25 protein-coding genes and 1 pseudogene are annotated in these 25,802 nt (G+C 71.0%); 16 read left to right on the top strand and 10 right to left on the bottom strand.

Going from position 1 to position 25,802, the window contains the following annotated elements; genetic code table 11:
* Positions 1-55 precede the first annotated feature (55 nt).
* From BLW17_RS10405 to BLW17_RS10350, 12 genes are all read left to right on the top strand, one after another.
* Positions 56-667 carry an autoinducer binding domain-containing protein gene (locus BLW17_RS10405; protein ID WP_036735661.1) on the top strand — a complete coding sequence of 204 codons (612 nt, stop codon included), beginning with the start codon at positions 56-58 and terminating at the stop codon, positions 665-667.
* A gap of 62 nt (positions 668-729) precedes the next feature.
* A complete protein-coding gene (locus BLW17_RS10400) occupies positions 730-1,320 on the top strand; it encodes an acyl-homoserine-lactone synthase (RefSeq protein WP_036704559.1) in 591 nt (196 codons plus the stop codon).
* A gap of 56 nt (positions 1,321-1,376) precedes the next feature.
* Positions 1,377-2,756 carry a replication-associated recombination protein A gene (locus BLW17_RS10395; RefSeq protein ID WP_081969222.1) on the top strand — a complete coding sequence of 460 codons (1,380 nt, stop codon included), beginning with the start codon at positions 1,377-1,379 and terminating at the stop codon, positions 2,754-2,756.
* A 216-nt stretch (positions 2,757-2,972) separates the two neighbouring features.
* Complete coding sequence (crcB, locus tag BLW17_RS10390) at positions 2,973-3,338, top strand: fluoride efflux transporter CrcB (RefSeq protein WP_036735663.1); 366 nt, start codon at positions 2,973-2,975, stop codon at positions 3,336-3,338.
* Positions 3,335-4,387: an RluA family pseudouridine synthase gene (locus BLW17_RS10385; protein WP_074826548.1), complete on the top strand. Its 1,053-nt coding sequence runs from the start codon at positions 3,335-3,337 to the stop codon at positions 4,385-4,387. Before crcB ends, BLW17_RS10385 begins: the two co-directional genes overlap by 4 nt.
* Positions 4,387-5,043: an HAD-IA family hydrolase gene (locus BLW17_RS10380; protein WP_036710619.1), complete on the top strand. Its 657-nt coding sequence runs from the start codon at positions 4,387-4,389 to the stop codon at positions 5,041-5,043. Before BLW17_RS10385 ends, BLW17_RS10380 begins: the two co-directional genes overlap by 1 nt.
* On the top strand, positions 5,040-5,756 hold the full coding sequence (locus tag BLW17_RS10375) for an ATP12 family chaperone protein (protein ID WP_036733862.1): 717 nt from the start codon (positions 5,040-5,042) through the stop codon (positions 5,754-5,756). Before BLW17_RS10380 ends, BLW17_RS10375 begins: the two co-directional genes overlap by 4 nt.
* 180 nt (positions 5,757-5,936) lie before the next feature.
* Positions 5,937-6,962: an amino acid ABC transporter substrate-binding protein gene (locus tag BLW17_RS10370; protein ID WP_036703421.1), complete on the top strand. Its 1,026-nt coding sequence runs from the start codon at positions 5,937-5,939 to the stop codon at positions 6,960-6,962.
* A gap of 180 nt (positions 6,963-7,142) precedes the next feature.
* Positions 7,143-8,405 (top strand): amino acid ABC transporter permease, encoded by a 1,263-nt coding sequence (locus tag BLW17_RS10365; RefSeq protein WP_036733875.1) that lies wholly within the window; start codon positions 7,143-7,145, stop codon positions 8,403-8,405.
* 1 nt (position 8,406) lies between these two features.
* Positions 8,407-9,858 carry an amino acid ABC transporter permease gene (locus BLW17_RS10360; RefSeq protein ID WP_036733860.1) on the top strand — a complete coding sequence of 484 codons (1,452 nt, stop codon included), beginning with the start codon at positions 8,407-8,409 and terminating at the stop codon, positions 9,856-9,858.
* A 13-nt stretch (positions 9,859-9,871) separates the two neighbouring features.
* The gene (locus BLW17_RS10355) at positions 9,872-10,699 is read left to right on the top strand and encodes an amino acid ABC transporter ATP-binding protein (protein WP_052171906.1); all 828 of its coding nucleotides are present in this window, start codon (positions 9,872-9,874) and stop codon (positions 10,697-10,699) included.
* A gap of 33 nt (positions 10,700-10,732) precedes the next feature.
* Positions 10,733-11,593, top strand: coding sequence for a calcium-binding protein (locus BLW17_RS10350; protein WP_052176405.1), 861 nt, complete (start codon positions 10,733-10,735; stop codon positions 11,591-11,593).
* A 341-nt stretch (positions 11,594-11,934) separates the two neighbouring features.
* Here the strand turns inward: BLW17_RS10350 and BLW17_RS10345 are convergent, their stop codons facing one another.
* Positions 11,935-12,795, bottom strand: a complete 861-nt coding sequence (locus BLW17_RS10345) for a D-amino-acid transaminase (RefSeq protein ID WP_036733858.1) — start codon at positions 12,793-12,795, stop codon at positions 11,935-11,937.
* Positions 12,796-12,963: 168 nt separating this feature from the next.
* On the opposite strand from BLW17_RS10345, the gene BLW17_RS10340 reads away from it, so the two are divergent.
* Positions 12,964-13,932 carry an L-malyl-CoA/beta-methylmalyl-CoA lyase gene (locus tag BLW17_RS10340; protein WP_036733857.1) on the top strand — a complete coding sequence of 323 codons (969 nt, stop codon included), beginning with the start codon at positions 12,964-12,966 and terminating at the stop codon, positions 13,930-13,932.
* 258 nt (positions 13,933-14,190) lie between these two features.
* Here BLW17_RS10340 and BLW17_RS10335 read toward each other — a convergent pair whose 3' ends face one another.
* The 8 genes and pseudogenes from BLW17_RS10335 to BLW17_RS10305 form a co-directional block, all read right to left on the bottom strand.
* Entirely contained in the window at positions 14,191-15,975 is a 1,785-nt protein-coding gene (locus tag BLW17_RS10335) for a BCCT family transporter (RefSeq protein ID WP_081969142.1), read from the bottom strand.
* A 505-nt stretch (positions 15,976-16,480) separates the two neighbouring features.
* Positions 16,481-16,627, bottom strand: a pseudogene (locus BLW17_RS18595) (TFIIB-type zinc ribbon-containing protein); the annotation flags it as partial.
* Positions 16,628-16,636: 9 nt separating this feature from the next.
* On the bottom strand, positions 16,637-18,289 hold the full coding sequence (locus tag BLW17_RS10325; protein ID WP_081969141.1) for an ABC transporter ATP-binding protein: 1,653 nt from the start codon (positions 18,287-18,289) through the stop codon (positions 16,637-16,639).
* Positions 18,286-19,122: an ABC transporter permease gene (locus tag BLW17_RS10320; RefSeq protein ID WP_036733855.1), complete on the bottom strand. Its 837-nt coding sequence runs from the start codon at positions 19,120-19,122 to the stop codon at positions 18,286-18,288. The genes BLW17_RS10325 and BLW17_RS10320 overlap by 4 nt, the downstream gene beginning before the upstream one ends.
* Entirely contained in the window at positions 19,119-20,057 is a 939-nt protein-coding gene (locus BLW17_RS10315; protein ID WP_036733853.1) for an ABC transporter permease, read from the bottom strand. The genes BLW17_RS10320 and BLW17_RS10315 overlap by 4 nt, the downstream gene beginning before the upstream one ends.
* Before the next feature lie 239 nt (positions 20,058-20,296).
* Positions 20,297-20,665, bottom strand: a complete 369-nt coding sequence (locus BLW17_RS10310) for a helix-turn-helix domain-containing protein (protein ID WP_052176404.1) — start codon at positions 20,663-20,665, stop codon at positions 20,297-20,299.
* Positions 20,666-20,699: 34 nt separating this feature from the next.
* Entirely contained in the window at positions 20,700-21,026 is a 327-nt protein-coding gene (locus tag BLW17_RS17390; RefSeq protein ID WP_052176403.1) for a hypothetical protein, read from the bottom strand.
* 33 nt (positions 21,027-21,059) lie between these two features.
* A complete protein-coding gene (locus BLW17_RS10305) occupies positions 21,060-22,733 on the bottom strand; it encodes an MFS transporter (RefSeq protein ID WP_036733868.1) in 1,674 nt (557 codons plus the stop codon).
* A 72-nt stretch (positions 22,734-22,805) separates the two neighbouring features.
* Here BLW17_RS10305 and BLW17_RS10300 point away from each other — a divergent pair, with 72 nt between their 5' ends.
* Complete coding sequence (locus BLW17_RS10300) at positions 22,806-23,123, top strand: hypothetical protein (protein ID WP_036733850.1); 318 nt, start codon at positions 22,806-22,808, stop codon at positions 23,121-23,123.
* A 56-nt stretch (positions 23,124-23,179) separates the two neighbouring features.
* Here the strand turns inward: BLW17_RS10300 and BLW17_RS10295 are convergent, their stop codons facing one another.
* Positions 23,180-23,458 (bottom strand): GlsB/YeaQ/YmgE family stress response membrane protein, encoded by a 279-nt coding sequence (locus tag BLW17_RS10295; RefSeq protein ID WP_036705893.1) that lies wholly within the window; start codon positions 23,456-23,458, stop codon positions 23,180-23,182.
* A 381-nt stretch (positions 23,459-23,839) separates the two neighbouring features.
* Between BLW17_RS10295 and BLW17_RS10290 the strand changes: the two genes are divergently transcribed.
* Entirely contained in the window at positions 23,840-24,643 is an 804-nt protein-coding gene (locus BLW17_RS10290) for a L,D-transpeptidase (protein ID WP_074826545.1), read from the top strand.
* Between the two features lie 194 nt (positions 24,644-24,837).
* The gene (locus tag BLW17_RS10285) at positions 24,838-25,752 is read left to right on the top strand and encodes a hypothetical protein (protein ID WP_052176402.1); all 915 of its coding nucleotides are present in this window, start codon (positions 24,838-24,840) and stop codon (positions 25,750-25,752) included.
* The last annotated feature ends 50 nt before the right edge of the window (positions 25,753-25,802 follow it).

The raw sequence follows: 25,802 nt of genomic DNA, 5'->3' as shown, positions 1-25,802 counted from the left end.
GGGCGGACCTCCTGTATCCGATTGACGTTAGTGTGTGCAGTTTATCTAAAAAGATATGTCCTCCAGAGCAGAAATCACCGCGACCCTCGCCCGCCTGCGCAAGCTGGCGCCGATGGGGTATTTCATCGGGCTCCATATCCGCTATGCGGCACCGATCATGCAGTTCCAGGCCTATCCCAAGGCCTGGACCGATCACTACGCCGAGCGCGGCTACGCGCTGCGCGACCCGACCATCGCCTGGGGATTCTCGACCACCGGCTCGATCCGGTGGTCGGTGCTGCCGATCCCCGACCCGTTCGGGATCATCGCCGAAGGCGCGCGATTCGGGCTCAACTACGGTGTCATCGTGTCGTGCGGTTCGCTCAAGTCGCGGACGATTGCCGGCTGCGCGCATGACAAGCGTGAATTCACGGATGACGAGATCGAGGCGATCTCGACACTGGTACGACGGCTCCACGATGCGACAGAGCCGCCGGAGAGCCTGACGAAGGCTCAGCAAGAAGCCCTTCGGTGCATCGCGGAGGGGGACCGTCACGCGGCGGCGGCGGCGAAACTTGGGATCACCGAAAGCGCGTTCAAGGCCCGGCTCATCTCGGTCCGCGAACGCCTGATGGCCAAGACGACGGCTGAGGCGCTGCAACGCGCCAAGGACTACCGCTTGCTGTAAGGCCACGGGACTTTCGACGCGGGCGCTCCGACGGGTTGACACGATCAACCAGGAGAAGACCCATGCAAACCACGACCCTCTCGTTCACCAACCTCCACAACTACGGCGAGCTGTTCGCCAATTTCTTCCGTGCCCGCCGCCAGAGCTTCATCATCCAGCGCAACTGGGACCTTCCCCAGGTCGACGGGATGGAGTTCGACCAGTACGACACCCCCCAGTCGCGTTGGGTGGCCGTGCATGACGGCGGCAAGGTGCTGGCCGGGATGCGGTTGACCCCCACCACCGCAAGCTGCGGCATCTATTCCTACATGATCCGGGACGCGCAGCGCGGCATCCTCGGCGGCTCGATCCCGCAGGACCTGCTCTATGGCGAGGCCCCGGTCGACGACCACACATGGGAGGCGACGCGCCTCTTCGTCAGCCACGACACCCCCCAGTCGATCCGCCGCCGGGTGCACGCCCAGCTCGTGGACACGATGGTGAGCTGCGCCCGCGGCGTCGGCGCGACCCGGCTGCTGTCGCTCAATGGCGAGGCGTGGCCGCGGGTGTTCTCGCGCTGCAAGATCGAGGCCGAGGCGATCGGCCGTCTCTGCTGGATCGACGATGGGTATTACCAGTGCACCGCCATCAATCTCGCCGGGAAGATGCACTGAGGCGACACCGCCGGCGGGGGATACACTCTGCCGGCGGTCGGGCATAGTCTCGCGCCATGCCCGACCTGTTCGATTCCGCGCCCGCCCCGACCCCGCTGCAGCCCCACGGCAGCGGGAAGGGTGGGTCACGGGACCGCCAGACCGCCGCGGACGGGGGCAGGGCCGCCCACCGGCCGCTGGCCGACCGGCTGCGGCCGCAACGCCTGTCCGAGGTCATCGGCCAGGACGAGGTGCTGGGCGAGGCCGGCCCGCTGGGCGCGATGCTCGCCGCGGGCAGCCTGTCCTCGCTGATCCTGTGGGGCCCGCCCGGGGTCGGCAAGACCACCATCGCCCGGCTTCTGGCCGACCAGACCGACCGGGTGTTCGTCCAGATTTCCGCGATCTTCTCGGGCGTGGCCGAGCTGCGGCGGGTGTTCGACGCCGCCCGTCTGCGCCGCGAGCAGCCCGACGGCAAGGGCACGCTGCTTTTCGTCGACGAGATCCACCGCTTCAACAAGGCCCAGCAGGACAGCTTCCTGCCGCATATGGAGGACGGCACGATCCTCCTCGTCGGGGCCACCACCGAGAACCCCTCGTTCGAGCTGAACGCCGCACTGCTGAGCCGCGCGCAGGTGGTTGTGCTGCGCCGTCTCGAACTCGCCGACCTCGAGTTGCTCGCCCAGCGGGCCGAGCGCGAGATGGGGCGCGCCCTGCCGCTCGACGGCCCGGCCCGCGACGCGCTGCTCGAGATGGCGGACGGCGACGGCCGGGCAGCCCTGAACCTGGTCGAGCAGGTGATGGCGTGGAAGACCGACGCCAAACTCGACCGCGAGGCGCTGGCGCAGCGGCTCATGCGCCGCGCCGCGCGCTATGACAAGTCGGGCGACGAGCACTTCAACCTGATCTCGGCGCTGCACAAGTCGGTGCGCGGCTCGGACCCGGACGCAGCGCTCTACTGGCTCGCGCGGATGCTCGAGGGGGGTGAGGACCCGCGCTACCTCGCCCGCCGCCTGACGCGCATGGCGATCGAGGACATCGGCCTCGCCGACCCCGCGGCGCAGCGCCAATGCCTCGACGCTTGGGCGCTCTACGAGCGGCTGGGCAGCCCCGAGGGCGAGCTGGCGCTGGCGCAGGCGGTGATCTACCTCGCGCTGGCGCCGAAATCGAACGCCGGCTACGTGGCCTACAAGGCCGCCCGCGCCGAGGCGAAGCGCACCGGCAGCCTCACCCCCCCGGCGCATATCCTCAACGCGCCCACGAAGCTGATGAAGGAACAGGGCTACGGCGCCGGCTACGCCTACGACCACGACGCCGAGGACGGGTTCTCGGGCCAGAACTACTTCCCCGAGGGCATGAAGCGCCCGGTCCTCTACGTCCCCGTCGAGCGCGGCTTCGAGCGCGAGCTGAAGAAGCGCCTCGACTGGTTCGTGGGCCAACGGGCGAAGCGCGGGGGGTAGGCCTGCCGCGCGGCCATGCCCTGCGATCTGCCCAGACCCGCAATCGCTCCTCCTCGAAGCTCACCCCGCACCACCCGGACGCGCGGCACCCACGCCCCCCAAAGCCCCCCCTTTCTTCCTTGCCCAAATATCCTCGGGGGGTCCGGGGGGCGAAGCGCCCCCGGCCTTCGGGGCGTTCCGGTTGACTTTGAGCGCAACCCCCCTAGAGGTCAGCCCATGATGAACCCCATTCTCCAGGTCGCGCTCGGCGGGGCGGCGGGCTCGGTGGCGCGCTACGGCGTCACCCGGGCGGCCGCCGCCGTCTCGCCCGGCTTCCCGCTCGGCACGCTGATCGTCAACGTCGCGGGCTCGCTGGCCATGGGCGTGCTCGCCGCGGCGCTGCTGCCGCGCGCGGGCGCCCACGTGCCGCTGCTGATGACCGGGCTGCTCGGCGGCTTCACCACCTTCTCGGCCTTCTCGCTCGACGCGGTGACGCTGTGGGCCCGCGGCGCGCAGGGGCTGGCGGTCGGCTATGTCGCCGCCTCGGTGGCGCTCTCGCTCGCCGCGCTGGCGCTCGGCCTCAGCCTCGGGCGGCCGGCATGAGTGGCGTTCAGACCCTGCGCGTGGGAGAGGACGAGGGCGACCAGCGCCTCGACCGCTGGCTGCGGAAACGCTTTCCGCAGCTCAACCAGATCGCCATCGAGAAGATGTGCCGCAAGGGCGAGCTGCGGGTGGACGGCGCCCGCGCCAAGCCCGCGACCCGCATCGCGGCGGGGCAGGACATCCGCATCCCGCCGCTGCCCGACGCAGCCCCCGAGGCCCCCCGCGCCCCCGCCCAGGCCCGTTCCCCGCGCGAGGATGACGCGCGGATGATCCAGTCCGCCGTCCTCTGGAAGGACGAGCACATCATCGCGCTGAACAAGCCCGCGGGCCTGCCGAGCCAGGGCGGCTCGGGGCAGGGCGACCGGCACGTGGACGGCCTGACCCCGGCGCTGATGTTCGGCTACAAGGACCGGCCGAAGCTGGTCCACCGGCTCGACAAGGACACCTCGGGGGTGCTGCTGCTCGCCCGCACCGACCGGGTGGCGCGGCGGCTGTCGGAATCCTTCCGCGCCCGCACCACCCGCAAGATCTACTGGGCCGCGGTCGCGGGCGTGCCCTCGCCCGCGATGGGCACGGTCCGCTTCGGCCTCGTCAAGGCGCCCGGCCACGGCCGCGGCGGCGAGGGCGAGAAGATGGTCGCCGTCCACCCCGCCAAGGTCGACCAGACCGAGGGCGCCAAGCGCGCCACCACCGACTATGCCGTGCTCGACCGGCTCGGCACCCGCGTCTCGTGGTGCGCGCTCGTCCCCGTCACCGGCCGCACCCACCAGCTGCGCGCGCACATGGCCGAACTCGGCCACCCGATCATCGGCGACGGCAAGTACGGCGGCTCGGGGCAGGAAAACCTCGGCGACGGCTGGGGCGCGCAACTGGGTGGAGAGATCAGCCGCAAGCTGCACCTGCACGCCCGGCAGATCAGCTTCGACCACCCGATCACGGGCAAGCGGATCACCCTGACCGCCCCGCTGCCGGACCACATGGCGCGGACCTGGAAAACCCTCGGCTGGCACGAGAACGACGTGCCCGCCGACCCGTTCGAGGACGCGTGATGCGGCTGATCATCTGGGACGTGGACGGCACGCTGGTCGACAGCCACGCGATCATCATGGATTCGATGAACGCGGGGATCGCTGCGGCCAACCTGCCGCCGCTGCCCTCGGCCGCGATCAGCGGCATCGTCGGGCTGTCCTTGCCGGTTGCGGTCGCCACGCTTCTGCCCGAGGCGGACGAACCCGCCCGCGCCCGCGTGGTCGAGACCTACCGCAGCCACTACTTCACCGCCCGCAGCGGCGGCGAATCGCCCCTGTTTCAGGGCGCCCGCGACCTCCTCGACCGGCTGGCCGCGCGCGAGGACGTGCTGATGGCCATCGCCACCGGCAAGTCTCGGCGCGGGCTCGACGCGCTGCTGGCGGCGCACGGGATCGCGGGGCTGTTCGTGACCACCCAGACCGCCGACGACCACCCCTCGAAACCCGCGCCGGGCATGGTGCTGGCGTGCCTCGCCGCCGCCGGCGTGGACGCGGGTGAGGCGCTGATGATCGGCGACACCAGCTTCGACATCCAGATGGCGGGCAACGCCGGCGTCCGCGCGCTCGGCGTCGCCTGGGGCCACCACACGCCCGAGGCGCTGCGCGCCGCCGGCGCGGCGGACGTCGCCCCCGACATGGACGCGCTCGGCCGCATGATCGACGCGTGGCTGGCATGAGCGAGTGGGCTCCGCGCCGCTTCTGGACCCGGACCGCGGCCGAGCCGGTCGCGGGCGGCTGGCAGGTCACGCTCGACGGCAAGCCGATCCGCACCCCGGGCAAGCTGCCCCTCGTGCTGCCGACCGAGGCGCTGGCCCGCGCCATCGCCGAGGAATGGGACGCCCAGACCGACCGCATCGACCCCGGCGCGATGCCGCTGACGCGGGCCGCGAACTCGGCCATCGAGAAGGTCGCGCCGCAGTTCGCCGCGGTCGCCGACATGCTGGCCGAGTATGGCGGCACCGACCTGCTCAGCTACCGCGCCGACCACCCCGAGGTGCTGGCGACCCGGCAGGCGGCCGAGTGGGACCCGCTGATCGACTGGGCGGCGGTGGCGCTCAAGGCGCCGCTCAGGATCACCGAAGGGGTGATCCCGGTGCCGCAGGACCCCGCGACGCTCGCCCGCCTGCGCGACCGGCTGGACCGGCTGACCCCGTGGCAGCTCACCGCGCTGCATGACCTCGTGACGCTGCCCGGCTCGCTCATCCTCGGGCTCGCGGTCCTCGAGGGGCGGATCGACGCGGCCACCGCGCACCGGCTCGCCCGCCTCGACGAGGACTACCAGGCCGAGCAATGGGGCCGCGACGACGAGGCCGAGGCCGCCGCCGCCGCCCGGCTCGACGCGATGCGGGTAGCCGAGCGGCTGCTCGCGCTGCTCGTGCCTGCGGTCTGACCAGCGCCGGATCGCGACGGGGCCGGCCTGCGCGACAGGGTTGACCTGTGGGGAGGGACCGGCAAGATGCTGCCGATACGGTGCGACGCCGCGGGGGGACATCCCGCGCGAGCGGGCCAGAGCGATCCAAGAAAACCGCACCGGGCAACACAGTCCGGGCGCCCAACAGAGAGGAATCCCATGCTCAACAAGCTGTTCCTGGCCACCGCCGCCACCGCGGCGCTCGCGGCGGGCGCCGCGATGGCCGCCGAAGGCGAGACGCTGGCGCAGGTCAAGTCGCGCGGCGTGCTCAACTGCGGCGTCAACACCGGCCTCGTCGGCTTCGCCGCGCCGGACGCCAACGGCAACTGGTCGGGCTTCGACATCGCCATCTGCAAGGCCGTCGCCGCCGCCGTGCTGGGTGACGCGACCAAGGTGAAATACATCCCCACCACCGGCCAGACCCGCTTCACCGCGCTCTCCTCGGGCGAGGTCGACGTGCTCGCCCGCAACTCGACCTGGACCTTCCAGCGCGACACCGACCTCAAGCTCGATTTCGCCGGGGTGAACTACTACGACGGCCAGGGCTTCATGGTCCGCAAGGACCTGGGCGTCAGCTCGGCCAAGGAACTCGACGGGGCGACGATCTGCATCCAGACCGGCACCTCGACCGAGCTGAACCTCGCCGACTGGTTCCGCGCCAACAACATGACCTACCAGCCGGTCAACATCGACTCGAACGCCGAGGGCGAGCAGCAGTACATGGCCGGGGCCTGCGACGCCTACACCACCGACGCCTCGGGCCTGGCCGCGACCCGGGCGGCCTTCGCCGACCCCGACAACCACATCATCCTGCCCGAGATCATCTCGAAAGAGCCGCTCGGGCCGGCGGTGCGTCACGGCGACAACAACTGGGGCGACATTGTCCGCTGGGTGCTCTACGCGCTCATCTCGGGCGAGGAATACGGCGTGACCTCGGCCAACATCGAGGAGCTGTCGAAGTCCTCGACCAACCCCGACGTGCAGCGGATGCTGGGCGCGACCGACGACTACGGCGCGATGCTGGGGCTGGACAAGGAATGGGCCAAGCGCGCCATCGCCGCCTCGGGCAACTATGGCGAGATCTTCGCCGCCAACATCGGCGAGCAGACCCCGATCGGGCTGGCGCGCGGCCTGAACGCGCTCTGGACCCAGGGCGGGCTGATGTACGCGATGCCCTTCCGCTGAGGGCCGGGGCCGTCCCCCCGCGCGCCCGGCGCGCGCGGGGCGGCCTGACCTGAGCCGGGTCGCGGGCGGCCCTCGCGCCGCCCCGACCCCCCCACCACGACCCAACACGACGCGCGGTCCAAGGCGGACGACAGAGCCGCCGCCCCGCAGGGAGAGTCGACGATGGCGCCCAAGTCGCCCATGTCTCCGGTCACCGCGCCGGGGGACCGCCCGTTCCGGCTGTCCATGCTGATCTACGACCGCAAGTTCCGGTCGCTCACCATCCAGACGCTGGTGTTCATCATCGTCATGCTGTTCGCGGCGTGGCTGGTGAACAACACCGTCCAGAACCTCGCCCGACAGGGCAAGACCTTCGACTTCGGCTTCCTGTGGAACCGGGCGGGCTATGACATCCCGTTCCACATCATCCCCTATTCGTCCGCCGACACGCATCTGCGCGCCGCGATGGTGGGGCTGACCAACACGCTGCTCGTCTCGGCCCTCGGCTGCGTGCTGGCCACGATCATCGGCGTGCTGGTGGGCGTGCTGCGCCTCTCGCGCAACTGGCTCGTGGCGCGGCTGATGACCGTCTATGTCGAGATCTTCCGCAACGTCCCCCTGCTGCTCTGGATCCTCGTGATCCTCGCCCTCTTCACCGAGGTGATGCCGGGCCCGCGCGACTACCGCCCCGACGCGGACGGCAACGCGAAGGCCGAGATGATCCTCTTCGACAGCGTGGCGCCGACCAACCGCTACACCGCCGTGCCGCGGCTCGCCGTGGATCACGACCCGGGCAGCGTGGCGCTGGGGCCGGTCAGCCTCGACACGGTGTTCCTCGCCTTCGTCGTGGCGCTGGTCGCGGCCTGGCTGATCCACCGCTGGCTCAGGGGCTGGGCGCAGGCGCGGCAGGACGCGACTGGGCGGCGGCCGCTCACCTGGCCGTTCTCGCTCGCCCTCTATCTCGTGCCGCTCATCGTGCTGTCGCGCGTCTTCGGCGTCCACTTCATTCGCCCCGAGCTGACCGGCTTCAACTTCTCGGGCGGGCTCAACCTCGACAACGGCTTCGTCGTCCTGCTGCTGGCGCTCTCGCTCTACACCGGCGCCTTCATCGCCGAGATCGTCCGCGCCGGCATCCTCGCCGTCAGCCGCGGCCAGTCCGAGGCCGCCGCCGCCCTCGGCCTGCAACCGCGCGGGATCATGGGCCTCGTCATCCTGCCGCAGGCGCTCAGGGTCATCATCCCGCCGCTGATCTCGCAGTTCCTGAACCTGACCAAGAACTCGTCGCTCGCCATCGCCGTGGGCTACCCGGACCTGCGCGCCACCCTGGGCGGCACGACGCTGAACCAGACCGGGCGCGAGATGGAATCGATGATCGTGATGATGGGGATCTACCTCGCCATCAGCCTCGCCATCTCGGGGGTGATGAACGTCTACAACGCCCGCGTGAAGCTGAAGGAGCGCTGAGATGTCCGAGCTGCACGCCGAAACCGTCCCCTTCGTCCGCGACACCATGCTGCCGCAGGCCGCCCCGCCCGCGCGCCAGTCCGGCGCCGTGCTGTGGCTGCGCGAGAACCTGTTCTCGGGGCCGCCGAACACGATCCTGACCCTCGTGGGGCTGGCGGCGGTCTGGTACCTCGTCTCGCACCTCTGGCCGTGGTTCGCCAACGCCGTCTGGAACGCCGGCAGCATGGGCGAATGCCGGCGCATCATCGCCGAGCGCGCGGGCGAGGGCGCCACCGGCGCCTGCTTCGCCGTGATCCGCGAGCGCTGGAACCAGTTCCTCTACGGCTTCTACCCGTCGCAGCTCTACTGGCGCCCGACCGCGACCTGGGGGCTGCTGCTCTTCGCCGTGGCCCCGGTGCTCTTCTCGGAAAGCCCACGGCTCAGGCGCGGGGTGCTGGCGGTGGCGGGCGTCACCGCCTTCGCCGCCTGCGTGGCGCTGGGCGCGCCGCCGCGGGTGCTGATGATCCTCGCCGCGACCATCGTGCTCTGGACCGCGCTGATCGAGTACCGCCCCGGCTGGTCGCTGCTGGCGAGCCTGCTCTTCCCGTTCCTCGGGGTCTGGCTGCTCTGGGGCGGCTCGGCCTGGGGGCCGCTCATGGCACTCGCCGGGTTCGTCGCGGGCTTCCTCGTCTGGCGCGTCACCGCGCGGCTCGGCTTCCTCGCCCCGGCCCTCGGCATCGCCGCCGCCATCGGCTGGTGGCTCTGGCTCGGTCCCCAAGCCGCCACCGACCTTCAGGCGATGCTGCCGCTCGCCATCCCTTACGTCGAATCGCGGATGTTCGGCGGCTTCCTCCTCGCCATCACCATCGGCGTCGCGGGCATCGTCATGTCGCTGCCGCTGGGCATCATCCTCGCGCTGGCCCGGCAATCCAACATGCCCGTGGTCAAGATGCTCGCCGTGATGTTCATCGAGTTCATCCGCGGCGTCCCGCTCATCACCCTGCTCTTCGTCGCCTCGATCCTGCTCAACTACTTCCTGCCGCCGGGCACCAGCTTCGACATCATCCTGCGGGTCATCATCATGGTGACGCTGTTCGCCAGCGCCTACATGGCTGAGGTGATCCGCGGCGGCCTCGCAGCCCTTCCCCGCGGCCAGTACGAGGCCGCCGATTCGCTCGGCCTCGACTACTGGAAGGCGCAGCGCCTCATCATCCTGCCGCAGGCGCTCAAGATCTCGATCCCCGGGATCGTCGGCACCTTCATCGGGATGTTCAAGGACACGACCCTCGTGACCTTCGTCGGCCTCTTCGACCCGCTGAAGCAGATGGCCGACACGATCCGCGCCACCTTCGAATGGAAGGGCGCCTATTGGGAGCCCTACGTCTTCACCGGCACCATCTTCTTCTTCATCTGCTTCGCCATGTCCCGCTATGCCATGCATCTGGAACAGCGGCTGAAGCGCGAGCACCGCTGAGAGGCCCAAGACCATGACCCAGACCGACCTCTCCCACCCGTCCGAGCGTCTTGCCGAGCGCCTGCCCGACCGGGCCGTCGACCGCAGCCACATGACCGTCAGCGATCAGGTGGCGATCGAGATCGACAAGATGAACAAGTGGTACGGCACCTTCCACGTCCTGCGCGACATCGACCTGACCGTGCGCCGCGGCGAGCGGATCGTCATCGCCGGCCCCTCGGGGTCGGGCAAGTCGACGCTGATCCGCTGCATCAACCGGCTTGAGGAACACCAGTCCGGCCGCATCGTGGTCGACGGGACCGAACTCACCAACGACCTCAAGAACATCGACAAGGTCCGGTCCGAGGTCGGGATGGTGTTCCAGCACTTCAACCTGTTCCCGCACCTGACCGTGCTCGAGAACTGCACCCTCGCCCCGATCTGGGTCCGCAAGGTGCCCCGGCGCGAGGCCGAGGAGACCGCGATGCATTTCCTGCGCGAGGTCCGCATCCCCGAGCAGGCGCACAAGTATCCCGGCCAGCTCTCGGGCGGCCAGCAGCAGCGCGTGGCCATCGCCCGCTCGCTCTGCATGAAGCCGCGGATCATGCTGTTCGACGAGCCGACGTCCGCCCTCGACCCCGAGATGATCAAGGAGGTGCTCGACACCATGATCGAACTCGCCGAGGGCGGCATGACCATGCTCTGCGTCACGCACGAGATGGGCTTCGCGCAGGCGGTGGCGAACCGGGTGATCTTCATGGACCAGGGCCAGATCGTCGAAGAGAACACCCCCACCGAATTCTTCAACAATCCGAAATCCGAACGGACCAAACTGTTCTTGTCGCAGATTCTCGGGCATTGATTCGGAAAACGCGCACAACGCTCGGGGGACGTGATGAACCAGATGTACATGCTGCTGCTCGGGGTGCTCGGCATTGCCGCCGTGGGCAGCCTGCTCAGCACCGGCGACGATGACCCGATCGACGAGGGCACGCCGGTCCCCGACCTGCCTATGATCGACGGCACCGAGGGGCCGGACGAGCTCGACGGCACCGCCGGGGACGAGATCCTGCGCGGCCTCGCGGGCGAGGATACCATCGACGCGGGCGAAGGCGACGACTGGATCTACGGCGGCCTCGGCGACGACACGGTGATCGCGGACGCGGGCGACGACCGGGTGTTCCTCGGCCAGGGCGACGACCTCTACGGCGACCCGGACGCAGGCCCCGACGTGGCCGACGGCAACGACACGATCGAGGGCGGCACCGGCGACGACACCGTCTATGCGGGCGCCGGCGACGACCTGATCCTGCCCGGCGACAACGACGACGGCGACGACGTGCTGAACGGCGGTGCGGGCCGCGACACCATCGACGGCGGCGACGGCAACGACACCATCGGCGCCGCCGACCAGGCCGACGACGCCGCCGATTCGCTGATGGGCGGCGAGGGCGACGACCGCATCGTGCTGGGTGCGGGCGACTTTGCCGACGGTGGCGAGGACCGCGACGACTACCTCGTCCATACCTCCTATCCCGACTCGACCATCGCCTATTCGCCCGAGGACCGGGTGGTGATCCAGTACGAGGGCCCGGCCGAGGCCCCGCCGCGGATCGAGCTCGTCCAGGACGGCGACAACGTGCGGGTGATGGCCGACGGCGATCTGGTCACCACGCTGCGCGACACGCTGGTGCGCGACGTGAGCTATCAGGTCCAGGCCCAGCCTGCCGCCGAGAGCACCGCCACCGGCGCCTGACCCCTCCGCCGCGGCGACCTGCCCGGCACCGCCGTGACGGCCTGACCGCTCACGCGCGGCAGGTCGCCTCCGCCGCCGGCGCGCGTCGCCTCGGGCTGGACAAAAATATCCTCGGGGGGTGAGGCCGCGCCCGCGGCCGAGGGGGCGCGAGCGCCCCCTTCTGCGTCGGTCCCGACACGCAAAACCGTTCGCATGAACTGTGCATGAACATCGCACGAACGATGCACGAACCCTGCATGGGCCGTGCATCGCGATTTTCGCCGATTTCCCGGGAAAACACCCCGAACCGCGACCCGCGCGCCGCCACCGTTGCGCGGTGCAGCGCGCGCTGCCGTTGCGCCTCAGACCGCGGTCTTGCGCGACTCCTCGAGGTAGATCTCGCGCAGCCGCCGGGCGAGCTTGCCCGGCGTGCCGTCGCCCAGCGTCGCACCGTCGATCTCGACCACCGGCATGACGAAGGCCGAGGCCGAGGTGATGAACGCCTCGTCCGCCGCCTGCGCCTCCGCGACGGTGAAATTCCGTTCCTCGACAGTCATTTGCGCCTCGCGCGCCAACCGCAGCACGGCCGCGCGGGTGATCCCGTGCAGGATGTCGTGCGACAGCGCCCGGGTGACGATCGCGCCGCCCGTGACGATATAGGCGTTGTTCGAGGTGCCCTCGGTCACGAACCCGTCCTCGACCAGCCAGGCGTCGTCGCAACCCCTTGCTTTCGCTTCCATCTTCGCCATCGACGGATAGAGAAGCTGCACCGTCTTGATGTCGCGGCGGTGCCAGCGGATGTCGGGCAGGGTGCAGACCTTCCAGCCCGTATGCGCCGCCGGATTGTCCGCGAGCCCCGGCTTCGACTGTGTGAACATCACGACGGTCGGCGGCAACTCCTTGGGCGGAAAGGCGAAATCCCGGTCGCCCGGATTGCCGCGGGTGACCTGCAGATAGACCATCCCGTCCTCGAGCGCATTCTCGGCGACGAGCTGGCGGTGCAGCTCCAGCCAGGTCGCCTCGTCATGCGGGTTGGCGATCCCGAGCTCCCCCAGCGAGCGCGCCAGCCGCGTCATATGCCCCTGAAAGTCCAGCAATTTCCCGCCGAGGACGCTGACCACCTCATAGACCCCGTCGGCCATCAGGAAGCCGCGGTCGAACACCGAGACGGTCGCCTGATCCTCGGGCAGCAGGGCGCCGTTGACATGGACGATGCGGGACATGGGCTTTCTCCGGGGTTTCTCTGATCGGGGGTGTTCTGCGCCAATCCGCGCGGTGCTTCAATGCCCGCGGGCGCCCGTGCAGCCGCAGAACCGCTTGATGCAGGCGCAGCAATTATCTATCACCGGCGCAGCTCATGACGAAACATCCTTGCCGTTCCGAGGTCCGAAATGTCCTTCCGCCTGCAACCCCAGCCGCCCGCCCGCCTCAACCGCTGCCAGCTCTTCGGCCCGGGGTCGCGGACGCAACTGTTTGAAAAGATGGCGGCCTCGGCGGCGGACGTGATCAACCTCGACCTCGAGGACTCGGTCGCGCCGGACGACAAGGAACAGGCGCGCAAGAACGTCATCCAGGCCATCGGCGACGTCGACTGGGGCACCAAGACGCTGTCGGTGCGGATCAACGGGCTCGACACCGGCTGGTGGTATCGGGACGTGGTGGACCTGCTGGAACAGGCCTCGGACCGCATCGACCAGATCATGATCCCGAAGGTCGGCAACGCGATGGACCTTTACGCCGTCGACGCGCTGGTGACCGGGATCGAGAAGGCCAGGGGCCGCACCAAGCCCATCGCCTTCGAGGTCATCATCGAATCCGCCGCCGGCATCTCCCATGTCGAGGAGATCGCCGCCGCCACCCCGCGCCTGCAGGCGATGAGCCTCGGCGCCGCGGACTTCGCTGCCTCGATGGGGATGGCCACGACCGGGATCGGCGGCACCCAGGAAAACTATTACATGGCCCGCGAGGGGCAGAAATACTGGTCCGACCCGTGGCACTGGGCGCAGGCCGCCATCGTCGCCGCCTGCCGCACCCACGGGGTGCTGCCGGTCGATGGCCCGTTCGGGGATTTCAGCGACCAGGACGGGTTCCGCGCCCAGGCGCTGCGCTCGGCGACGCTGGGCATGGTCGGGAAATGGGCGATCCATCCGAGCCAGGTGGCGCTCGCCAACGAGGTGTTCTCGCCGTCCGAGGCCGCGGTGGGCGAAGCGCGCGAGATCCTCGCCGCGATGGATGCGGCGCAGAAATCCGGGGCCGGGGCCGCGGTATACAAAGGTCGACTGGTTGACATCGCGTCGATTCGTCAGGCACAAGTGATCGTGCGTCAGGCAGAGTTGATCGCCGAGGCGGCAACGCGCTGACGAGACGAATACCCGGGCGGCACGGCGGGGAGGCCCAGCCGCCAATCGGGGGAGGAGCGACAGGTCCCGCTGCATTGCGGGGCCTGTCTCTGTTGAAGGCCCGGCTCGCGTGACGCGGTGCAGCCCCAATCCCCCGCATCACCGACACGCCGGAAACACTACGCTCCGCCTGCGCGCCCGGTGGGATCCCCCCAGACAACTGTTCCAAAACAAAAAAGGCCCGGCACGCGCCGGGCCTTCGTTGTTCGGGGAACGGCCTCAGTCCGCGGCCTTGACCTCGCGACGCTCGCCCATCAGCCCCTTGATGATCGCGTAGCTCGCCCCGAGCAGCACCAGCGTGAACGGCAGTCCGGTCGAGACCGCCATCGCCTGCAGTGCGGTGAGGCCGCCGCCGAGCATCAGCGCGATGGCCAGCATCCCCTCGACACTCACCCAGAACAGCCGTTGCGGCACCGGGGCGTCGACCTTGCCGCCGGCGGCGATGGTGTCGATCACCAGCGACCCCGAATCGGCCGAGGTGATGAAAAACACCATCACCAGCACGATGCCGATCAGGCTGGTCACCTGCGCGAGCGGCAGTTGCCCGAGCATCTGGAAGAGCTGCAGCTCGAGCGCCGCGTCCACCGCGCCGGTGAACCCGCCGAGATACTGCGTGATCGCCGTCCCGCCGAGCGCGGTCATCCACAGCACCGAGATCAGCGCCGGGATCACCAGCACCGCGGTCAGGAACTGCCGCACCGTGCGCCCGCGCGACACGCGGGCGATGAACATCCCCACGAACGGCGACCAGCTGATCCACCACGCCCAATAGAAGGCCGTCCAGCCCTGACGGAAGTTGTCGTCGGTGCGCCCGAACGGGTTCGACAGCGGCACGAGGTCACGCGCATAGGCCGACAGGTTGCCGAAGAAGCCGGTGGCGATCTGCCAGGTCGGCCCGACCGCGATGATGAACGCCAGCAGCAGCATGGCGAGGATCATGTTCGCCTGCGACAGGATCTTGACCCCGCGCTCGACCCCCAGCCCGACCGACAGGCCGGCGACGATGGTGATGGCGATGATCACCACGATCTTTGTCGTCAGCGAGGCCGGGATGCCGAAGAGGTAATGCAGCCCCGCCGTCGCCTGCTCGGCCCCGAAGCCGAGCGAGGTCGCCAGGCCGAAGATCGTCGCGAACACCGCGAGGATGTCGATGATGTGGCCGGGCCAGCCCCAGATCCGCTCGCCGAAGAGCGGGTAGAAGACCGAGCGCATCGTCAGCGGCAGGCCCTTGTTGTAGGAAAACAGCGCCAGCGCCAGCGCCACCACCGCATAGATCGCCCAGGGGTGCAGCCCCCAGTGGAAGATCGTGGCCGCCATCGCCAGCCTTCGGGCGGCCATGGGATCGCCTGCGGCGCCCTCGAGCGGGGCCCAGTCGGTGCGCACGCCGTCCTCGATCACCACGCCGCCGAGGGCGGCGTCGAAATGGCCCAGCGGCTCGCTGACGCCGTAGAACATCAGCCCGATGCCCATGCCGGCCGCGAACAGCATCGCAAACCAGCCGAAGAGCGAGAAGTCGGGCGACGCCTCGGGGCCCCCCAGCCGGACACTGCCCAGCGGCGAGACGATCAGCCCGAGGCAGAGCAGCACGAAGACGTTGCCGGCGGCGAGGAAGAACCAGTCGAGGTTGCCGGTCAGCGCGCCGCGCAGGCTGGTGAAGGCGGTCTCGACCCCGCTCGGCTGGGCGACGCCGTCGATGGGGGGCTGGGCGGTCAGGATCTGCCCGACCAGGGTGCCGACGGTGAAGAGCGCGATCACCACGGCCGAGACGATGAAGACCACCTTGTGGATGTCGATCTCGAACGTGACGGCGCGGCTGACGTTGTCCTGTCCGATCTCGTAGGGGGTCTCGATGATCTCGGTCGGCCCCTCGGGTTCGGGCAGGGGCTCGGTTGCCGTCTCGGCCAGGTCCGCCTCGGGGACAAGGCGATCCGCGGCGGGGTCGGTTTGGTCGGTGTCGGCGCGTGTCAGGTCACGCGCCCCGGGTTGGCGGGTGGGGTCTGTCATCTCATCCTCGTCATCGGGACTCGCAGGGTTGTGAAGGGGGCGAACCTGTCACAACCCGTCGGCCCAATTCAACCGTCTAGGCGCAGGAGATTGAGAAACCGTTAAGAGCCAGGGACTTGCAGTCGAGAATCAGGGCGGGGGAGGGGCGGGGCCGGGCGAACGGCCCCGTTCAGAAGTCGAAGAGGTCCGACAGGAACGACTCGCGCTTGCGCTTGCGATAGCGGCGGTCGTCGTCGTCATCATCGTCGCGGTCACGGTCGCGGCGGCGTCCGTCGTAGCGGTCGCCGTAGCGGTCGGCCTCGCGCCGCTCGTCGTGGCGCCAGTCATCGGGGCGCCGGTCGTCCGAGCGCCAATCGTCAGGGCGCCCACCGCCCGGCTCGCCCCGGAACTGCGGGGCGCCGTGCAGGTCTGGCGCGGCGGCGGGGTGGGCGGCGGGCGCGGGGGCGAAGGCGCCCGAGCCCTGCGGGGCGACGAAGCCCGGCTGGGGCGGCGGCTGCATCACCACCGGCGGCTCGGGCGGCGCGGCGCGGTCGATGATCTTGTCCAGCTCGCCGCGGTCGAGCCACACGCCCCGGCACTTGGGGCAGTAGTCGATCTCGACCCCGCTGCGTTCGGTCATCACCAGGGTCTCGCCGTCAACGGGGCACTGCATGGCCGCTCCTCACCTCTGTTCAGGCAGAGTTAGGGCAGGCGGGGCCGCCTGCAAGGGGGGAATGGCGGCGGCGGGGCCCGCATCGTCGGGGGGCGTCCAGTCGGCGGGAATCCGCGGCGTCGCGGCCACCAGCCGCCGGGTATAGGGGTGGCGGGGAGCGGTCAGGATCGCCTCGGTCGGGCCGTCCTCAACGATCCGCCCCTTCTCCATCACCAACACCCGGTCGGTGATCCGGCGCACCACCGACAGGTCGTGGCTGATGAACAGCCACGCCATCCCGTGCGACGCCCTGAGCCGCGCCAGCAGGTCGAGCACCTGCGCCCGCACCTGCACGTCGAGCGCGCTCACCGCCTCGTCGAGGATCACCAGCCGGGGGCGGATGATGAGCGCCCGGGCGATGGCGATGCGCTGGCGCTGCCCGCCCGAGAACTGGTGGATGTGGCGGGACATGGCCTCGGCGGGGATGCCGACCTCGGCCAGCGCCTCGGCCACGCGGTCGCGCCAGTTGCGGGGGCGGCCGGTCAGGTGGAAGGGCTCGGCCACCAGCCGGTCCACCCGCCAGCGCGGGTCGAAGCTGCCATAGGGGTCCTGGAACACCACCTGCACCTTGGCCCTCAGCGCGCGCGGCATCCGCGCCGTGACCGGCGCGCCGTCCAACAGGATGCGGCCGCCCTGCAGCGGGTCGAGCCCGAGGATGGCGCGGGTCAGCGTGGACTTGCCGCAGCCGGACTCGCCCACGAGCCCCACCGACTCGCCGTCCGCGACGCTGAGCGAGACCCCGTCCACCGCGCGCAGCACCCCATGCGGCGCGCCGATCCGCGGGCGGGGCAGGCGGTAGGCGCGCACCGCGCCCTCGACCCGCAGGATCGGGGTGTCGTCGGGCGCGACCGTCACCCGCGGCGGCTGGTGGCGCGCGGCGGCGAAGAGGGCGCGGGTGTAGGGGTGGCTTTGGGTGCGGAACAGCGCCTCGGTCTCGCCCTGCTCGACGATCCGGCCGGATTGCATCACCGCCACGCGGTCGGCCACCCCCGCCACCACCGCGAGGTCGTGGGTGATGAGCATGAGCGCCATGCCCTCGTCGCGCACCAGCCCGGCCAGCAGGTCGAGGATCTGTGCCTGCGTGGTCACGTCCAGCGCCGTGGTCGGCTCATCCGCGATGAGCAGGTCGGGGGCGTCGGCGATGGCCATGGCGATCGCCACCCGCTGCCGCTGCCCGCCGGACAGCTCGTGCGGATAGAGCGTCAGCGGGAACCGCGGCGCCGCCAGCCCCACCCGGTCGAGCCGCGCCCGCGCCACCGCCAGCGCCTCGGCCCGGCCCATGCCGTGATGCCGGGTCAGCACCTCGGCCACCTGGTCGCCGATGGTCATCAGCGGGTTGAGCGCCGTCATCGGTTCCTGAAAGATCATCCCGATGCGGCGGCCGCGCAGGTCGTTCAGCGCCCGCTCGGGCAGGGTCAGCAAGTTGGTGCCGTCCAGCACGACCTCGCCGGTCGCGGCGGCCCCCTCGGGCAAGAGGCCGATCACCGCCAGCGCGGTCATCGACTTGCCCGACCCGCTCTCGCCCACCAGCCCGGTGACGCGGCCGGGGGCGAGGTCGAGCGTCACCCCCTCGAGCACCCGGTGCCCGCCGATGGTCACGCCGAGGTCGCGGACCGAGATCATGCCACCCCCAGCCCGGTGGACCGCAGCCGCAGCCGCGGGTCGAGCGCATCGCGCAGCGCGTCGCCCAGCAGGTTCAGCCCCAGCACCGTGCCGACGATGGCGAGGCCCGGGGCGATGGCGACGTGCGGGGCCACCGTGACCAGCGTCTGCGCCTCGGCCAGCATCCGCCCCCAGCTCGGCGTCGGCGGCTGCGCGCCGAGGCCGACGTAGCTCAGCCCCGCCTCGGCGAGGATGCCGAGGCTGAACTGGATGGTGCCCTGCACGATCAGCAGGTTGGCGATGTTGGGCAGGATATGCTCGAGGCTGATGCGCGCCCGCCCCTTGCCCGCCACCTGCGCCGCGCGGATGTAGTCGAGCGTCCACAAGGGCATCGCCCCCGCCCGGGTGACGCGGGCGAAGACGGGGATGTTGAAGATCCCGATGGCGAGGATGGCGTTGACCGCCGAGGGTCCGAGCGCCGCGGTGATCAGGATGGCGATCACCAGCGAGGGGAAGGCGAAGATCAGGTCGTTGCCGCGCATGATCGCCTCGTCCAGCCACCCGCCGCGGCGGGCGGCGGCGATCAGGCCCAGCGGCACCCCGACCAGCACGCCGATCCCCACCGCGACCAGCGCCACGGCGAGCGAGGTGCGCGCCCCCACCATCACCATCGACAGGATGTCGCGGCCGAAATGGTCAGTCCCGAACGGGTGCGCCGCCGAGGGCGGCTTGAGCTTGTCGGCGATGCTGATGCCGGTGACGCCATAGGGCGTCCACACCCACGACAGCAGCGCCGCCCCAAGCGCCAGCGCGGTCAGCGCCAGTCCAAGGATAAGGCCCAGGCGGCGCGTCATCGCCGCCTCAGCCGCGGGTCGACGGCCGCATAGGCCAGATCGACGAGGAAGGTGACGAGGATCACCGCCGCGACCAGCACCAGCACCGCCGACTGCACCACCACCAGATCGCGCTGGGTGATGGCCTGGAAGATCAGCCGCCCGAGGCCGGGCAGGTAGAACACGTTCTCGATGATGATCGCGCCGGCCATGAGGAACGAGAACTGCATCCCGAGGATGGTCAGCACCGGGATCAGCGCGTTCCTCAGGGCGTGGCGCCTGAGCGCCTGCCCGCGCGACAGGCCCTTTGCGCGAGCCGAGCGGATGTAGTCCTGCCCCAGCGTCTCGATCAGCGCCGAGCGCAGCACGCGGGCGAGGATCGCCGCCTGCGGCAGGGCCAGCGCGATGGCCGGCAGGATGAGCGACTTCAGCGCCGCGCCGGGGTGCGACCAGCCGGGGAAGCCGCCGGCCGGCAGCCAGCGCAGCTTCACCGCGAAGACCAGCACCAGCAGCATGGCGAACCAGAAGTTCGGCAGCGCGATGCCAAGCTGCGTGGCCCCCATCACCGCCGCGTCCGCCGGCCCGCCGCGCTTGCGGGCGGCCAGCATCCCGACCGGGAACGCCACCGCCACCGCCAGCCCCAGCGCCATCAGTGCCAGCGGCAGCGAGACCTGCACCCGGGCGAGGATTATCCCCGCCACCGGCGTCTTGTAGGCGAGGCTGGTGCCCAGATCGCCCGTCAGCACCCCGCCGAGCCAGCGCGCGTAGCGGACCGGCCACGGCAGGTCGAGCCCCATCTGTTCGCGCAGCGCCGCCACCGTGTCGGGCTGGGCGCCGGTGCCGAGCATGAAACTCGCCGGGTCGCCGGGGACCAGATCGACCACGGCAAAGATCACCGCCGAGGCGACAGCGAGGCTGAGGATCAGCGAGAGCAGGCGGCGGAGGATCGGCGACATGGCACGGACGCTAGGCGGCGTCCGGCGTCAGGTCCAGCGCCATGCGCCGATGGCCGCCGCAGAGAGGGGCTCTGCCCCTCGCCGCGCGCGGGGCGCGCGCGGCTCACCCCGGGATACTTCGGTCCAGCCCGAGGCTCATGGCCGCAGCTCGCGCCTCGGGCTGGAGACAAATATCCTCGGGGGTCCGGGGGCAGACAGCCCTCGGTCCGGCGCCGGGGCCTGCGGCGCGCCGCCCGCGGTCATCGTTGCCCGGCGATCCGCAGCACGCCCTCGGGGTCGCGGGCGATGAGGCTGAGGTAGCTGCGCACCGCCTTCTCCGGGCGCGAGCGGCCGGTTTCCCATTTGCGCAGGGTCTTGACGTCCAGCCCGTAGCGTAGCGCGAACTCGGTCTGCGTGAGGTTCAGCCCGCTGCGCAGCGCGGCCACGTCCACCGTCTCGGGCGGGGCGGTGGGGGTCAGCGCCAGCCCGGCAGCGGCCAGCGTGCGGGTGGTGGCGTCCAGATCGGCCACCGCCGGCAGGGTGGCGTGGGCTGGTCCCTCATACATCACCTTTTCGACCAGCCGCTTGGCCTGAAGCATGGTCAACCCCGCCTCGACCAGCGCCGGCACCGCAGCGAAGATGTCGATGCGCCGGTCATTGGGTTCAAGCGCCGCCTCGACGGGCGAACCGGAGCGGTTTGGGACGACGGCCCGCGCCGCGCCCAGTCGTTCGAACCGCTCCTTCAACGACAACGCCGTCATAGCCGAACACCTCCATCACCGCCTCGGCGATGCGTCGCATATCGGACCGCGTGAGGCTGCGCCCCACCGCGTCCACGTGAACCCCGGCCAGCCGCAGCGTCTGGCCGTGCTGCCGCAGGTCCGCCATCACCCGGATCTCGAGCCCGTCGAGCACAAAGCTCGCCGTGGCGATGGACCCCTCGGTGGCCTCGTAGTCGAAGGCCAGACCCACGCCATTCACATACTCCATCGGCGCACCCGTTTCAACGCCCGGACATCCCCCTCACGCGCCGGGGACGTTGATCTTGCCCAGCAGCGGCAGGTCGTCGGCGGGGGTGACGCTGTGGCGCTCGATCATCCGGTGGACGCTGGGGTCGCCCTCGCCCTGATGCAGCGCCCTCAGGGCCAGCGTCACCTCGGCGTCCGACTTGGTGCGGCGCAGGTTGTGGCGGACGTACTCGTCCCAGGTGGCGATGTGATAGGATTCGCTCCAGTGGTCGGGGTTCTCGAGGTCGCGCAGAAGCGCCCAGTTCCGCGCACCGTCGCGGCGCCGGATCGCGCGGCGCCGCGCCATCAGGCGCAGGAACTCGGCCGTGTCAGCGTGGGCGATGACGTAATCCACCATCACCATGATCGGCCCCGAGCGTCCCCGCAGGTCGAGCGCCAGCGCCGGCTCGCGGAAACGGTTGGCGGGGTCGAGGTCGAGCTTGCCGAACTCGGGCTGGCTGAACCAGCGCCCGATCACCGCCCCGGCGACCAGCAGCGCGGCCGCCCACAGCATCGCCTGCGAGACGCCCTGCGCGCCCGCGACCATCCCCCAGACCCAGGCCCCCGCAGCCATCCCGCCGAAGGTCGCGGTCTGATAGAGCGCCAGCGCCCGCGCCACGACCCAGCGCGGGGTCGAAAGCTGCACGGTGACGTTGAAGAGCGACAGCGCCAGCACCCACGAGGCCCCGGCGGGCAAGAGCGCGAGCCCCTGCAGCCAGACGTTGTCGGTCAGGGCCAGCGTGGCGCAGGCCACGGCAAAGCCGAGGAACGCCAGCCGGACCACGTTCTCGTTGTTCATCCGCTCGCGCAGCCGCGGGTTGGCGGCCGCGCCCAGGATGGCGCCGAAGCCGTAGCAGCCGAGCAGCAGCCCCAGCATCAGCGACCCGCCCTCGGGATGGCTCTTGGCGATCAGCGGCAGCAGCGCCAGCACCGCGACGGCGGAAAACCCGAAGAGCGCGCCGCGCGCCAGCACCCGCATCAGGTTCGGGGACAGCACCACGTAGCGCAGCCCTGCCGCCACTGCGGGGCCGAGCGGCTCGGGCGCATAGGCGCGCTCGCGCACCGGGGGGCGCCAGCGCAGCATCGCCACGATCAGCGGCAGATAGCTGGCGGCGTTGACCGCAAAGGCCGCCGCCGCGCCCCAGGCCGCGACGATCAGCCCCCCGGCCGCCGGCCCGACCGAGCGCATCAGGTTGAACCCGACCGAGTTCAGCGTCACCGCCGCCGGCAGGTCGGCGCGGGGGACGAGGTCGCCCATGCTCGCCTGCCACGGCGGGTTGTAGAGCGCCTGCCCGACGCCGATCAGGAAGGTCAGCGCCAGCAGCGAATAGGGGTCGAGCCAGCCCCGCCACGCCACCACGGCCAGCAACAGCGACACCCCCGCCATGATCGCCAGCGCCGCGAGCAGCAGCCGCTTGCGCTCGAAGATGTCGGCGAGCGCGCCCGAGAGCAGCGCGAACAGCATGATCGGCAGGGTGTTCGACGCCTGCACCAGCGCCACCAGCGTGGCGCTGTCGGTGAGCTGCGTCATCATCCACGCCGCGCCCACCGCCTGCACCAGCCCGCCGAAGTTCGACACCAGCGTCGCGGCCCAGAGGTTGCGGAAGGCCGCGTGCCGGAACGGCGCCAGCGCCGAGGACGACGCAGGCGGGGCGGGATCGCGCAAGGGGGGCGGTGCGGGTCTGGACATCATCGGCGCTCGCCCGGCACTCTGACCCGCCCCGGCGCGTGGGGCAACAGGCCCGGCAGGGGGGAGAGCGAGATGGACGAGCCCGACACCGACACGGCCGTGCTGCGGACCCGGCAGATGGCGCTGAGGGCGATCATGGACGGCCGCGGCGCCGAGGTGGTGGTGCTGCGCGACCCGGCGCTGGTGGCGCATTACGGCGGCGCGGGGCTGCCCGGCGGCACGGTGCTGCTGGTCACGGCGACGGAGGTGCGGGCGGTCGGGGATGGGGCTCAGGCTGCGGGCGCGTTGGACCGCGGGGAGCGGGTCGTCGGGCACGACGGCAGCGGTGGACTGGGCGCGGGCGAGGCGCTCGATCTGGGGGCGGTCATCCGCCGGCAGGCGGCGGGGTAAAACGAAAACGGCCCCGCGCTGGGCGGGGCCGCTGTCTGCTCAGCGCAAGGCGCCGATCAGTTCCGGTTGAAGAGGCGCAGCACCAGCAGCAGGATCACGGCGCCGATGGTGGCGAACACGATCGAGCCGAGGATGTTGGTGCCGGCCACGGTGTTGCCGGTGGCGGGGGCCGCGCCGAGGTTCCAGCCGAGGGCCGGGAAGAGCAGCGAGGCGATGACCGCGCCGACGACGCCGACGATGATGTTCATCAGCGTGCCCTGGCCGTGGCCCTTGACGATCTGGCCGGCGAGCCAGCCCGCGATGGCGCCGATGATGATGGCGATGATGAGACCCATGGGATTCCCTTTCGAAGCGCAGTTCCTGACCGCCGTCATTGGCGGAGACGGCGGCACAACCCCATGAAAACCGGCAGGGTTCCGCCGATGGGGTCTTTTCGACGTGATGGCCTCGGGAACTCTGCGGGTTGTGACATCAGGGCCACAGATCACGGCCGGTAAAAATCCTGCGCGCGCGACATTCTTGCAACGCAAACCCGCGTCCGCAGGCCGCCCGTGCGGCGGTTTGCCTTGACCTTTCCGCCCCTGCGCCGCCTATGGGGACGTCCTGTCGTCGGGCTGCGCGCCGTGCTTGCGCGCGATTCGCCCGATGTGAGCTGCCACCTCACTGCCCACCGCGGTCCGCCGCCGAGGGCCGTCCCGAATCATGAGGATCTCGCGATGCGCATCGCCTCTGCCGTCCTGCTCGCTGCCGTGCTCGGTCTGGCCGCCTGCGGCCCCGACCCGGCCGCGCAGGTCGCCCCCGCCACCCCCGCCACCCCGGCCGTCACGCCGGCGATCTATCAGGCCCGCACCGATACCGGCCCCGGCGGTGAGCCGCTGCCGATCGCGGCGATCAAGCCCGCCTACCTGCGCGACCGCAACGTCCGCGCCCAGGTGCCCTACAACGGGCCCGATCCGGCCGGCAGCATCGTCGTCGATCCCTACGCGCGCTTCCTGTATCTCGTCGAGCCGGGCGGCACCGCCACCCGCGTCGGCATCGCCGTGGGCAAGGCGGGCCTGGGCTTTTCGGGCACCGCCACCGTCGGCCGCAAGGCCCGCTGGCCGTCCTGGACCCCCACCGCCAACATGGTCGCGACCGAGCCGGATCTGTACGGCCCGGTGAAGGACGGCAAGGCCGGCGGTCTGGACAACCCGCTGGGCTCGCGCGCGCTGTACCTGTACCAGGGCAGCCGCGACACGCTGTACCGGATCCACGGCACGATGGACCCCTCGTCGATCGGCAAGGCGACCTCGGCCGGCTGCATCCGGCTGTTCAACCAGGACATCATTGACCTGTTCGACCGCGTGCCGACCGGCACCCGCGTCAAGGTCCGCACGGCCGCGGAATCGCGCGCGCTGGAAGGCCCGCTGGTCGAGACGCCGGACGGGTATCTCGAGCCCGCCGCCGCTGCCCCGGTCGTGGCGATGTCGCCCGCCGGCGTGCCGGTCGTGGAAAGCGCCGTGCCCGCCGCCTGGCGCTGATCGGGCGCTGATCGGGCGCTGAGGCACCGAACGAACGCAACGGACGCCCGGCGAGCCATCGCCGGGCGTCTTGCATTTGCGGCGGCGTGCGGGTTGATTCCGGCCATCCTGCCGCCCTGATCCGGGGCGCGATCCTGTGCGCCGGATCGGCGCGTGACAGCCTGCGCCGGATCGGCGCGTGAAAGGTATGGACCATGGCCAATCCCCCCTCGACCGCCAAACCCCCCGTTGACGTGGCAAAGCTGATCGACCGCACGCGCGAGCCGGCGCTGTCGCGGCACGCCGACCGCACGCTGACCGGCCTGATGCGCAAGCTCGACGCCGCCAGCGCCGAGGCGGGCGCCGACCCCGAGGCGGCGCGGGCGATCGCGGCGGCGCTGCGGCGCGTCAAGGGCGAGGCGAAGAAGCGGCTCGCGGCGTCCGAGGGCGGCAGCCCCGCCCCGGCCGAGCGGCGCGGCCGGCCGGGTGCCGGCAAGGCGGCGCAGGCTGCGGGGCGCAAGCCGGTGCGGAAGGCTGAGGCGACCGACGCGCCGCGCGCCGAGGGCGCCGCAGCCGAGACGCCCCGGGCCCGGGGGCGCAACGCGGGCGCGGCCAAGGCCGATTCAGGTCCGGCACCGGCCCCCGCCGAGGCAGCGGCAAAGCCTGTGGCCGCCAAGCCCTCGGCCCCTCAGGCGGCGCGCCGCCCGGCCGTCCGCGACGCCGCCGCAACCCGCGGCCGGGGCCGCGCGGCGGCCGCAGCCGCGACGCCCCGCCCGGCCGCCGAGGTGCGCCCGGCCGACCCCCGCACGGCCGACGTGCGGCCGCCGAAACCGGCGCGCCCGCCGCAGGCCGACAGCGCCGCGGTGCGCGCCGACGATCTCGACGCCAAGGCCGAGGCCAAGGCGCGCAAGGCCGCCGAGAAGGCCGAGCGCAAGCGGGTGAAGGAGGCAGAGAAGGCCGAGCGCAAACGCGCCAAGGACGCCGAAAAGGCCGCCCGCAAGGCCGCCCGCCTTGCCGAGGGGGACGCGGGCGCGGCTGCGAAAGCGCCCAAGGCCGGGAAGAAGGCCGGCAAGGCCAAGGGCGAGAAGCAGAAGAAGGGCAAGGGCAAGGACGGGAAGTCCAAGGCCTGAGTTGGGGGCGGGGGCGAGCGGCTTTCTCGGAGGGCCGCATCGCAGGTGTT

It is taken from the genome of Paracoccus sanguinis (assembly GCF_900106665.1).
GTDB classification, from domain to species: domain Bacteria; phylum Pseudomonadota; class Alphaproteobacteria; order Rhodobacterales; family Rhodobacteraceae; genus Paracoccus; species Paracoccus panacisoli.
The sequence above is the reverse complement of the archived record's forward strand: the minus strand, read 5'-3'. Positions and strand labels throughout refer to the sequence as shown.